This is a genomic window from Microlunatus elymi (assembly GCF_007362775.1).
GTDB classification, from domain to species: domain Bacteria; phylum Actinomycetota; class Actinomycetes; order Propionibacteriales; family Propionibacteriaceae; genus Microlunatus; species Microlunatus elymi.
In genome coordinates, this window is sequence record NZ_CP041692.1 from 1,584,854 (window position 1) to 1,596,742 (window position 11,889).

General features: G+C 68.3%; 10 protein-coding genes. 4 read left to right on the top strand and 6 right to left on the bottom strand.

The annotated features are described in order from the left end of the window. The first annotated feature begins 42 nt into the window (after window positions 1–42). Genes FOE78_RS07085 through FOE78_RS07100 form a run of 4 tightly spaced genes read left to right on the top strand, consistent with a single transcriptional unit; the run spans window position 43 to window position 6,591 of the window. Window positions 43–1,944 (top strand): hypothetical protein, encoded by a 1,902-nt coding sequence (locus tag FOE78_RS07085; protein WP_143985670.1) that lies wholly within the window; start codon window positions 43–45, stop codon window positions 1,942–1,944. Next, window positions 1,944–3,404: a hypothetical protein gene (locus FOE78_RS07090; protein ID WP_143985671.1), complete on the top strand. Its 1,461-nt coding sequence runs from the start codon at window positions 1,944–1,946 to the stop codon at window positions 3,402–3,404. Before FOE78_RS07085 ends, FOE78_RS07090 begins: the two co-directional genes overlap by 1 nt. Beyond that, complete coding sequence (locus FOE78_RS07095; protein ID WP_143985672.1) at window positions 3,401–4,891, top strand: glycosyltransferase; 1,491 nt, start codon at window positions 3,401–3,403, stop codon at window positions 4,889–4,891. Before FOE78_RS07090 ends, FOE78_RS07095 begins: the two co-directional genes overlap by 4 nt. Beyond that, entirely contained in the window at window positions 4,888–6,591 is a 1,704-nt protein-coding gene (locus FOE78_RS07100; RefSeq protein ID WP_143985673.1) for an ABC transporter, read from the top strand. The genes FOE78_RS07095 and FOE78_RS07100 overlap by 4 nt, the downstream gene beginning before the upstream one ends. On the opposite strand, the gene FOE78_RS07105 is transcribed toward FOE78_RS07100, so the two are convergent. The 6 genes from FOE78_RS07105 to FOE78_RS07130 all read right to left on the bottom strand — a co-directional run bounded on the left by FOE78_RS07105 (window position 6,588) and on the right by FOE78_RS07130 (window position 11,858). Further along, window positions 6,588–7,238 (bottom strand): Maf family protein, encoded by a 651-nt coding sequence (locus FOE78_RS07105; RefSeq protein WP_143985674.1) that lies wholly within the window; start codon window positions 7,236–7,238, stop codon window positions 6,588–6,590. The genes FOE78_RS07100 and FOE78_RS07105 overlap by 4 nt on opposite strands. 2 nt (window positions 7,239–7,240) lie before the next feature. Continuing rightward, a complete protein-coding gene (locus tag FOE78_RS07110; RefSeq protein WP_143985675.1) occupies window positions 7,241–8,941 on the bottom strand; it encodes a DUF885 domain-containing protein in 1,701 nt (566 codons plus the stop codon). 10 nt (window positions 8,942–8,951) lie between these two features. Next, window positions 8,952–10,151 carry an MFS transporter gene (locus FOE78_RS07115; RefSeq protein WP_143988644.1) on the bottom strand — a complete coding sequence of 400 codons (1,200 nt, stop codon included), beginning with the start codon at window positions 10,149–10,151 and terminating at the stop codon, window positions 8,952–8,954. Window positions 10,152–10,226: 75 nt separating this feature from the next. After that, window positions 10,227–11,174 carry a DMT family transporter gene (locus FOE78_RS07120; RefSeq protein WP_210414864.1) on the bottom strand — a complete coding sequence of 316 codons (948 nt, stop codon included), beginning with the start codon at window positions 11,172–11,174 and terminating at the stop codon, window positions 10,227–10,229. Between the two features lie 78 nt (window positions 11,175–11,252). After that, window positions 11,253–11,642, bottom strand: a complete 390-nt coding sequence (locus FOE78_RS07125) for a type II toxin-antitoxin system death-on-curing family toxin (RefSeq protein WP_210414865.1) — start codon at window positions 11,640–11,642, stop codon at window positions 11,253–11,255. Between the two features lie 3 nt (window positions 11,643–11,645). Next, complete coding sequence (locus FOE78_RS07130) at window positions 11,646–11,858, bottom strand: ribbon-helix-helix protein, CopG family (RefSeq protein ID WP_143985676.1); 213 nt, start codon at window positions 11,856–11,858, stop codon at window positions 11,646–11,648. Window positions 11,859–11,889 lie beyond the last annotated feature (31 nt).

Sequence of the window (11,889 nt, forward strand, 5' to 3'; positions counted from 1 at the left end):
CAGGAGCCCCGCCCGCGGCACTTGATCGACCAAGATCGGGCCATGACGAAGGCGCCCCCCGCCCGCCGTTCGCTTTCTACCCACCTGCTTGCCGGTCTGACGACCGTCGCGGTCAGCTTGTCGATGATGATCATCACGGTCCCGTCGGCTCAGGCGCAGCCGATCAGCTTCGGACTCGATCAGCTCGGCCAGTCGGCAACGCTGGGTTTCGCCGACAGCACCAGCAGTCAGCTGGTGTTGCCGGTTCCCCGGGGTACGAGGCCGGACCGGCTGACCGGCACGGCGGAGATCAGTGCCGACGGGGTCGACGGCAGGCTCCTGGTCAGCACCGGCGCCGGTCGGCTGGACAGCATCGATCTGGGATCGAAGGCGGGGCAGGCGATCGGGCTGGACATCGATCTCTCCGCAGTCCCGGTCACCGGCAACGCCGTCAGCGTGACGATCCAGGTGCTACCGCGGACCGGCTATTGCCATCCTCCGGACGCCACCGGAACGGTGCTGCGCGACCTCGCCCTGTCCTACAGCGGCAGCCCTGCCGCACCGGAATCGATCGGCGAATTCCTGCCGCCGGTGTTACCGAAGCTGATCTTGGCGGTGCCGGACAACGTCGACGCCGATCTCGGCACGGCCGCCGCCCGGCTGGCCACGGCCATCACCCAGCGGTACCTGCCGGCGCAACCCGAGATCAGCGTGCAGACCGGACCGGTGCCGGAGCCGAGCGGACTGACTCGAGTCATCGAGTTGACCGGGTCGGGAGACGCCGGATTGGCGCTGGGAAGCGACACTCGCCGGCTACAAATCACCGGCACCGGTGCCGGTGTGGTGGCCCAGGTGGCCGGTCTGACCGGCGACCTCGGCACGATCGCCACCGGCAGCCGGGCCACTGCGGCCGGTCGATCGCCGTTGCCGGCTCTGGCGCCGAAGACCCAGACCCTGTCCCGGCTCGGCATCGGTGACGTGTCCGCTCGCGGTGTCGGCCGGGCGACCCTGCATCTGGGCGTCGATCGGGCGAGGATCGGCGGAGCCGGCGGCGGTTGGACAGCTCGCCTGGTCGGCTCGGTGGTCGCCGGTGCCAGCCCGGACGGTACCGGCCGTCAGGGCACTCTGACCCTGGCCGCCGACGGCCACCCGCTGCAGACCTGGCCTCTGAAGAGCGGCCAGTTGAATCTGACCGCAACCGTGCCGCAGCAGCGGATCGGACGGTTTACCGATCTCACCCTGACGGCCGCCGCCGACGGTGCTTCGGGCTGCGGCCGAGGGCCGGAAGTCTCGCTCGCCCTGGACGGCGACTCGACCCTGGCAGCACGCAACGACCCCGCCGGCCCGATCGGCCTCGGCCAACTGCCGGCGGCGCTGCAACCCAGGTTCGCGATCGCGTCCGGTGTGTCCGGTGTGTCCGGTGCCGACGGTCTCGGGGAGACCGTGGCGATGGCGGTTGCCATGCAACGATTGACCAGCGCGGCGCTGACTGTGGACTGGTTTCCCCGGGCCGCGGACGCGCTGGCCACGGGCCGGCCGACGGTCCTGCTGGCCGGGAACGGCGACGTGCCGGTCGACCTGCCGGTGAAGCTCGACGCCGACGGCGTGACCGCCCCCGATGGCCGCCGACTGGACGGTCCGATCGAGGCCGGGGCGCTGCAGATCACCGAATCGGACGGCCGGCCGGTGGTGGTCGAGCAGGCCACTTCGGCGGCGATTCAGCGCCGGTTCGGCCGATGGCTGACCGCCGGTGATCATCTCGCCGGGCTGACCGGTGCGGCGGCGGTGTGGACCGGCGGCGACACCGCGATCACCTTCCGGACCGCGACCCGGCCATCGGTCGAGCCGACCGACGACGGGCTGCCGGCCGGTTGGCTGATCACGATCGGAGTAGCCGTCGGCGCGGCGGTGATCGCGGCCCCGATCGTCCTGGCCGTGATGATCCGGCGGCGGCGCCGGCGCTGATGACTGCGCTGAGTCTCGGGCTGCGCTGGGTGGTGTTGATCGCGGCCACCATGCTCGCTTTCGCCCACACCGTCGGCGCCGCCGCCGTCGCGGTCCGCGAAGGATACGAGTTGTCGTACGTGCCCGTGGTCGTGAGCTACGCGGGCTTCGCAGCGATCGCGGTCCGCCGCCGGAATCGGCCGGTGGTCGAGATCCATGATCGGGAGACCGACTTCATCGTGGCCGCGATCGGCGTGGTGTTCTCGCTGGTCGCAGCCTCGCTGCTGGCACCCACCATCTCGGGCGGCGCCCGGATGTGGCGGATCGATCTGCTGATGATGTGGGTTTTCGCGGTGTCGGGCGCGACGGTGCTGTTCGGTCTGCGTCGGGTCTTCCAGTACCGCTGGGCGTGGCTGACCCTGATCCTGATCTGGCCGCTCCCGGTGCGGCTGCTGATGTTCGGCCTGGGACACGGCAGTTTCCGCTGGATCGCGGGACTGCACCTGGCGGTGATCGTCGCCCTGCTGATCATCGGGCGGCGACCCGGCGAACGGCTGTGGTGGCTGGCTCCCGCTGCGGCGCTGCTGGTCGCTGCTCCGCTGGTCGGCTTGGACATCGATCGGAGTCCGCGGCTGGCGGTGGTGGCGCCACTGGTTGCGATCGTGGCCGGTGGCCTCTGCTGGCTGCTGCGCGACGAGTGGGACTGGCGTGGTCTGCGAAAGCCGGTGGTGAGCCGGCCGCTGCCCGCGATGGCCGGACTGATGGTGGCTGCCGTGATCGGTTACGTCGTGGTGCCGCCGTTGCCGCCGCTGCGGCAACTGCCGGAGCTTCCCGTGCGTAGCTCGGCGGACGGGCCCGGGACCGTGGTGCCGGCCGGGTGGACGCTGCTGAACAAGACCTCGTACCCGGGGCAGAGCGCTTACTTCGGGGTGCATGCAACCTGGTATCGCTACCGGATCCAAGCCCGCGACGCTGCAGCCGGCCCCGGTGCGGTGGACGGTGTCGGCCGGAAACGGCAGATGGTGATCGACGAGCTGACCACCGAGCGGCCGCGCACGTTCGACCTGTTCGGGCTGCAGACGACCTACCCGATCGGCGACTTCGAACTCACCCCGGCGGTGAATGTTGATCTTGGGCACGGGGTGCGGGGCGAGTTGCATGCCGCGGTGGATCCGCGAGCTCGGCTGACGTGGAGCATGGTCACCTTCAGCTTCACGCTGCCGTCCGCGGCCGTCGCGGGTACGGCGTCGGGCGGGCCGGCGCAGGTCGGACAGCGGATCACCCTGCTGCTGGTTGATGATCATCGACCGACGGCACCGTTCCCCCGGCCGACCCGGGCGATGCTGGACAGCCTGCGAGCCGTGCTGACGGCCGTCCTTCGGCGCAGCGGCGACGTCCGACCGCCGCCGATCAAGAACGCCGATCTGCTGGTCAGTGCGGCGCAGCGGATCGTGAACCAGCGGGTCGAGGGCGCATCGTGACCGGCCGCGTACTCCCGGTCGACGGATCGGTTCCGGCAGAACTGGAGCAGTCGGCGCTGGCCGAGGCGGTCGACGGGCTGCGGCGTCGTGATCCGTCGGCGAGCGCGGCGGTCCCGTTCGTTCGGTGGCAACGCTGGGCACTGATCGGGATCGGGGCCGTGGTGATCATCGGGTTCGTGCTGATCCCGCAGTGGACGGCCCCTATCGTCACGGCGGCGGCGACCCTGTTGTATCTGGCGGCGATGGCCCAGCGGATTCAGCTGTTCGTGCTGGGTCTTGACGACCGGACCATCATGCGGGTCAGCGATGAGGAAGCGTGTGCGATCGCCGATCACGAACTGCCGCGATACACGGTCCTGGTGCCGGCCTACGGTGAGCCGGAGGTGATCAGCCAGTTGCTGACCAACCTGGGCGCCCTCGATTACCCGGCCGATCGGCTGGAGATCTTGATCTTGCTGGAGGCCGACGACGAGGAGACGGTGAACGCTGCCCGGGCCGCCGGGGTCGAGGCACCGTTGCGGCTGGTGCTGGTCCCGCCGGCTGAGCCGCGTACCAAGCCGAAGGCCTGCAACTACGGCATGCAGTTCGCCGACGGTGAGATCGTCACCATCTACGACGCCGAGGACCGGCCGGACCCGCTGCAACTGCGGCGAGCGGTGATCTTGTTCCGCCGCGACCCGGGATTGGCTTGTGTGCAAGCAAGATTGGCCTTTCACAACGGTGATCAAAATCTGCTCACCGCCTGGTTCACGGCCGAGTACGGGCTGTGGTTCAGTTACCTGCTGCCGGGGCTGTCGTCGCGTCGATGGCCGGTGCCGCTGGGCGGCACCTCGAACCATCTGCGGGCCGACGTGCTGGCCGAGGCCGGCGGCTGGGACCCCTACAACGTGACCGAGGACGCCGATCTGGGCCTGCGGCTGGCGCGCCGCGGCTACCGGACCGGCGTGCTGGACTCCGTCACCTGGGAGGAGGCGAACAGCGACCCGATCAACTGGATCAGGCAACGATCCCGTTGGTACAAGGGCTATCTGCAGTCGTGCCTGGTGGCGCTGCGGCGACCGTTGGAGACCGTTCGGGTGATCGGTGTTCCCGGGACAGCGGCGATGATCTTGCTGTTGGCGGGAACCCCGATCGCGGCGGCGACCAATTTGATCTTCTGGATGATGACGGTGATCTGGGTGCTCGGACAGCCGGCGCAGATTCAGGTAGCGTTCCCGCCGGCGGTCTACTACGCGTCCTTGATCAGCTTCGTGATCGGTAACGTGCTGGCCCTGTACAGCACGCTGGTCGGGGCGCGGGCCCGCGGCGACAACAATCTGCTGGTCGCCTGCCTGCTGACGCCGCTGTACTGGTTCTTGATGGCGGTGGCGGCGTTGAAGGGGATCTGGCAGTTGCTGCTCCGACCGTCGTACTGGGAGAAGACGGTGCACGGACTCGATCAGGGTCCGGCGGCGAGCTCCGACGCGAGCCCGGAGTCGCCATCATGACAGCGATCGTCGCCGGAGCAGCGGAGGAGGCGCAGAGTCCGTTCGCCCGGGTGCGGGGCTATCGGCTCGTCTGGTTCCTGGTGATCGCCGGCTGCTATCTGCTGGTCGGCCTGTGGCTCAGCTATCACCGCGGTTTGATCATGGGCGACGCGTTGAGCCGGGTCGCCGACGCCCGGTTCGTGCTCTTCAGCCGGTTCCCGCATCTGGCCGCGATGGGATTCGTGTTCACCCCGCTCACCACGTTCCTGCAACTGCCGTTGGTGGCTGTGCTGAATCCGTGGCCCGATCTGTTGGCTCATGCCGTGCCGGCGATCGTGGTGTCCGCGTTGGCGATGAGCGGCGCCGTGCTGCAGGTCGCCGGCATGCTGCGTGACCGTCGGATGACCGGCGGCTGGATCATCGTGCTGTCGGCGATGCTGGCGCTGCATCCCATGATCATCATCTACGGTGCGAACGGGATGAGCGAGGCCTTGTTCCTGCTCATGATGGCCATCTGTGCACGGTTTCTGCTGCGTTGGTTCGGATCCGACGACGTGCACGACCTGGCGCTGGTCGGCCTGGCGTTGGCGCTGGGGCTGCTGGTTCGCTACGACGCGTTGGCGGTGGCGATCGCCTGTGCCGTGCTGGTGGCCGGAACCAGTTGGTCGCGTGCGCGCAGCCGGGGTGCGCGAGGCAGCAGCGCGGCGGCCATGGATGTCGCCGTCGTGTTGGCGCCGATCAGCACCACGTTCCTGCTGTGGACCGGCACCAGCTGGTTGATCACCGGCGAGGCACTGGCTCAGTTCAGCTCCGACTACGGCAACAGCGCGATCGTCGCCGCCAGCGGCGGAGCCGTCGGCGGCGCCGGCTTTCGGGCAGGGTTCACGCTGATCGAGTGGCTGGTCCTGGAGCCGATGATCTTCATGATCGTCGCGCTGGCGGTGGTGGTCACCGCCGTTCGCCGGGTCCCCGACGCGCTGCCGGCCTTGATCGTGTACGGCGCGGTGCTCGGCTTCCAGGGACTCATGTACGTCCGTGGTGGAACGTTCGGCTTTCTCCGGTTCGCGATCACTGTGATCCCGCTGGCAGTCGGCCTGGTCGGCGTACTGCGGCCACGACGAGGCCTGCTGTACAGCCGCCGGGCCGGCCCGGGGGCTCGGCTGACCGGTTCGGTGCGGACCCTCAGCCCGGTCCGGCGGATCTGGAGCTGGGTTGCGGTCGCCGGCCTGCTGTTGCCGACCCTGCTGCTGCCGGCGTTGATCATGACCCGTCCGACCTTGGCGCCGCAGGAGTACGCGGTGCTGGCGGGTCTGTTGCCGTCGACGGTCTCACCGAAGACCCAACTGAGCGTCGAACAACAAGAACGCACCTTCACTACCGAGCGCGAGGTCGCACAGTATCTGGACGCACTCCGGCTGCCGGACGGTGCGGTGCTCACCGACACGCTCTACGGTGATGCGATCGTGGTCGCATCGGATCACCCACGCCAATTCGTCATCCCCAGCGATCTCGACTTCACCAACGTGCTGAACGATCCGTCCGGACATCACGTCCGGTACGTGATCACCGTCCCCAACCTCGGGCGCGGCAGCACGGATGCGATCAACCAGCGCTTCCCGACGATCTACGCCAACGGTGCCGACATCGCCATGCTGGACATGGAGTTTCCCAACAGTGGCACCGACCAGCCGACCTATCGGCTGTATCGGGTGATCAACTAGGGCCGAACACTCGCCCACAGTTCGGGCCAGCTGTGGCCGGCGGCCATGATCATTTCCCGCAGCAGCGGCAGGCTGATGCCGATCACGTTGTGTGGATCGCCCTCGATACCGGTGACGAACGGGCCGCCGAGTCCGTCCAGGGTGAAGCTGCCGGCCACCACCAGCGGTTCGCCGGTGTCGACGTAGGCCTTGATCTCGGCGTCGTCGAGATCGGCGAAATGCACGATGGTGGCCGCGCCGCGACCGGCCGCGTGGGTGATCTCGCCGTTGTTGATCTTGATCACCTGGTGGCCGGTGTGCAGCACTCCGGAACGCCCGCGCATCTGTTGCCAGCGTTGGATCGCGACCTGCGGATCGTGCGGCTTGCCGTACGCCGCACCGTCCAGCTCCAGTACCGAATCGCAACCGATCACCAAGATCGTGCGGTCGTCGACACCGTCGTCGGTGTCGTCGGCGTTGACCAACTGGTCGGCCACCGCACGTGCCTTCAACTGGGCCAGCGCCAACGCGAGCCCGGCCGGGTCGGCGTCGTTGATCACCGACTCGTCGACACCGGAGACGATCACCTCCGGTTCGACCCCGGCCGATCGCAACGTGGCCAACCGAGCAGGGGATTGTGATGCGAGCACCAAGCGGAGTTCGCTCATGATCAGATCCGGGACAGGGCGGAGCGGAGCGGGTCGAGACCCATCGGGCCGAGGTTGAGGGCCTGGGCGTGGAACTGCTGCAGGTCGAAGGAGGCACCGGCGCGCTGCTTGGCTTCTTCCCTTGCCTGCAACCAGATTCGTTCCCCGACCTTGTACGAGGGTGCCTGGCCCGGCCAGCCCAGGTAGCGATCGAGTTCGAAGCGCAGGGTCGGCTCGTCGGTCGCCAGATTCATCATCAGGAACTCCAGCCCGGCCTGCGGGGTCCAGCGTTCGCCCGGCCGGAAGTCCCAGCGGTTGTGCTCGGGGATCCGCAGTTGCAGGTGCATGCCGATGTCGATGATCACCCGGACCGCGCGCAGCGCCTGGGCGTCGAGCATGCCCATCCGGTTGCCCGGATCGCTGAGGTAACCAAGATCATCCATCAGCCGTTCGGCGTACAACGCCCAACCCTCGCCGTGCCCGGAAACCCAGCACAGCAAGCGTTGCCAGCGATTCAGCAGGTCGGACCGGTACGCATTCTGGGCCACCTGGAGGTGATGTCCGGGCACGCCCTCGTGGTAGACGGTGGTGACCTCTTTCCAGGTGGAGAAGCTGTCGATGCCCTCGGGCACCGCCCACCACATCCTCCCCGGTCGGGAGAAGTCCTCGGTGGGGCCGGTGTAGTAGATGCCGCCGTCATGGGTCGGTGCCAGGCAGCACTCGATCCGGCGGATCGGCTCGGGGATGTCGAAGTGGGTGCCGGACAGGTCGGCGAGTGCCTGATCGGCGAGCGCCTGCATCCAGTCCCGGAAGGCTTCGGCGCCCTCGATCTTGCGGGCCGGATCGGCGTCCAGCGCATCGTAGGCTGCCTTGATATCGCTGTGTCCGTAGAGATCCTGGGCGATCTGCCGTTGTTGATCCTGCAGCCGTTCCAGCTCCGCCCAACCCCACTGGTAGGTCTCCTGCAGGTCGATGCTGGCGCCGAGGAAGTAGCGGCTGTTCAACGCGTACCGTTCCTCGCCGACCGCGTCCAGGCTCGGCGCCTTCGGCAGCAGATCGGCCTCCAGCCAGTCGGCGTAGTCGATGTAGGCCTGCCGCGCTGTGTCGGCGGCCCGTCGCAGGTCACCGGCCAACGTCTCGCCGTGTTCGGTCGGATAGTCGTTGATCAACTCGGCGAAGAAGTCGTGCGATCCGGTCTGCCCGGTCCAGCTGCGGATCTGTTCGACACTCGCCGTGATCTGCCGTGCGGCCGAGACGTTCCCGTCGGCGGCCTCGCGCGCGAGGGTCTGCCGGGCACCGGACAACGGATTGCCGATGGTCTGCAGCCGGACCGCGATGTTGCGCCAGGCGTCGGCGGTGTCGGTGGGCATCAGGTCGAAGATCTCGCGCACCTCGTGCGCGACGTCAGCGATCACGCTGACCCGACTGGTCTCGATGTGCGCGTCGTACAGCTCGGTCTGCAACCCGAGCCGCTCGATCATCGCTTCCTTGGCAGTGTTCTCCCGCTCGTCGCTGGGCGTCGCGGCGTGCAGGGCGGCCAGCGTCCGGCGATCGTGGCCGGCCCGGTCGGCAAATCCGTCGGGGGAGAAGTCGTCCCACTGATCGTCGTGGCCCTCGATGCCGAGCGCCGTCGCCAACGTCGGCTGCTGATTGATCGCCTCGGTGACGTAGGCCTCGGCGAGTTGGTCGATCGGCCTGCCTCCAGCGGACTGCTCTGCGGTCATGGGCGCGACATTACCGGGCGCCGTCGCGCTGCGAGCGGACGGCGGGAGTGCTCGCCAGCGAGACCAGGCAGACCGCCGCGATCACCAGCAGGGCGTGGCGGACGCCGACATGATCACCGATGAAACCGAGCACCGGCGGCCCGACCAGGAAGGCGGCGTACCCGATGGTCGAGACCACCGAGACGCGAGCGCTGGCGTAACGCCGATCATCCGCGGCGGCGGACATGCCGACCGGGAAACCGAGCGCGGCACCGGCGCCCCAGAACACCGCGCCGATCGCTGCCAGGTAGATGTTCGGCGCGAAAACGAAGATCAACAAGCCGACGATCGCGGCCAGCAGACAGCAGCGCAGGGTGGCGACCCGGCCGAATCGATCCAGCAGCGAACTGCCGGCGTAGCGGAAGATCGTCATCGACAGGACGAACACCGCGAACATGATCGCGCCGGTGCTGTTGGCGGCGTTCAGGCCGTCCACGGTCGCCTTGGCCACCCAGTCGTTGGCCGAGCCCTCGGTCAGCGCGGCGGCCAGCACGACCAACCCGATCGCGAGGGTCCGCGGCTCCTTCCAGGCCGCCCAGCGGCTGCGCTTCGGCAGGCCGCTCGGAAGGTCGTCGTCGTGGTGGGTGTGCGCCGGCAGGAAATAGCGGGTGCCGATCGCGACCACGATGGCGCCGAGGCCGATCAACACCAGCAGGTGCAGCCAGAGGGGGATGCCGAGATGGGCCAGCAGGCCGCCGATCATGGCGCCGACGAACGCGCCGCCGCTGAACGCGGCATGGAATTTCGGCATGATCGTCTTGGTGCCGCGGCGTTCCACCTCGGCGCCCTCGATGTTCTGTGCGACGTCCCAGACGCCGATGCCGAAACCGAAGCAGAACAAGGCGATTCCGCAGGGAATCAGCCAGCCGTTCAGCAGGCTGATCGCCACCACGGTCATGGCGAGGCCCAGCAGGCTGCCGGCCGCCCGGACCGATCCCGCGGTGCCCAGCCGTTCGGCGATGCCACCGGCCAGCGGCAGTCCGAGCACCGAGCCGAAACCGGCCATCAGCAACAGCAGACCGAGACCGCCGGGGGACAGCGCGAACGTCTCCGCGACCGAGGGCAACCGGGCCGACCAGCTGGCGAACAGCAGACCGTTCAGCCCGAAGATCACGAAGGTCGCGATCCGAGCGCGTCGTACGGTCGCCTGTTGGCCGATCTGCTGGTCCATCGTCACCGAAGGATCCTACGGGCGCGGCCCGGACGCCGACGAAACGGCGGCCGGGGCCCGAAACCTGATCGCGCCTCAGCGTCGGATGCGGGTGACCGCGACGCCGGCCAGGCAGACGGCGCCGCCGATGAAGCCGTACACCGTGGGCAGTTCGGACAGGAAGATCCAGGAGATCACGATGGTGATCGCCGGCACCAGGTAGGTGGTCGCACCGGTCCGGGCGGCACCCATCACCGACAACGCGTACGCCCAGGTGGTGAAGGCGACCGCGGTCGGGAACAGCCCGAGGTAGCCGACGCCGAGCCAGACGCCGGCCGATGCGCGGCTCAGCTCACCGACCAGCGACGGCGCGAACGGCAGGCAGGCGATCATGCCGGCCAGGCAGCCGATCCAGGTCGCCTGCAACGGCTGCGTGGTACGAAGCCCGACCCGCAGCAGCAGAGTCGCGGCCGCGTACAGGATCGCTGCGGTCAGACAGAACACGATGCCCAGCGCGTCGATCCGATGATCACCGGCGCCCGCGGAGATGACCACCACGCCGCCGAAGGAGACCACGGAGCCGATGATCACCCAGCGCGGGAAACCCTCACGCAGGAACGCGCCCGCGCCGAGGGTGATCAGCACCGGTGCGACGTTGACCAGCAGCGCGGCGGTGCCCGCGTCGAGGTGTTGCTCGCCGGCGTTCAACGCCACCATGTAGCCGCCGAACCAGAGCACCCCGTACACGATCAACAGCAGCAACGTCCGGCCGCGGGGGATCCGGAACCGGCGGATCAACGCGAACACGGTCAGTGCGACCGCGGCCACTGCAAGTCGGCCCAGCGCCAGCCCGCCCGGGGACAGCACCCCGGCCAGCGGCCGGATCACCACGAACGCCGACGCCCAGAACAGCACCGTGATGCCCGCCATCGCCAGCGCGAGTCGGTTCGACGGCTGGTCAACGGGCGCCGGTGTCTCGATCGGCACCGGGGACTCGGTCGGATCCGACAACGGTTGTGGTTCGCGGGCAGGTCGTGTGGGCACCAACCCATGCTGGGTGGGAATTGATTCGATCGCTAGCGAAATTCGGACAGCAAGCGAAAGGAACCTGCCTCAGTGCCCTCAAGCGGGCAGCTCGTGGGAGTGTTTCTCCAGCCAGGAAGCGATGTCGGCGAGCTCGCGATGGCCCGCAGCGACACTGAGGACGAACTTCTCACCGTCGTCCGGCGTGGTCGCCAGATCGTGGCCGTTGCGTCGGTAGAAGAGCACTGTGAGAACCCAGGACAGCCGCTTGTTGCCGTCGATCAAGGGATGTGAGTGATTGATCGCGTCGCACAGCGCAGCGGCTTTCGTATGCAGACCGGGATACACCTCGGTGCCGAAGGCCCAGGTCGCCGGGCGGGCGAGCGCGCCGGCCAGGAGACCGGGATCGCGCAGCGTCATCCCCAGGAGGTCGACGGCGTCGAGCGCGTCCTCGAGCGTGATGTAGTCCGGGGCTTCCTCGGTGGCCATGGGTCAGCGTGCCAACCGATCGAGAAGCTCGGCATCTCGATCGATGATCTCACTGAGGGTGGCACGGACCTCCGTGCGGCGTTCGGACTGCTCGACACGGTCCTTGATCGCAAGGCGGACGACGTCCTGCATCGAGCGATGTTCGGTTGCCGCCAGCTCGGTGAGGGCCTCGTGCTCCTCGTCGGTCAGCCGAACCAGAAACGTGCGTGTGCTCATGGCTCCTCCTCTGATATCGCGACGATATCGC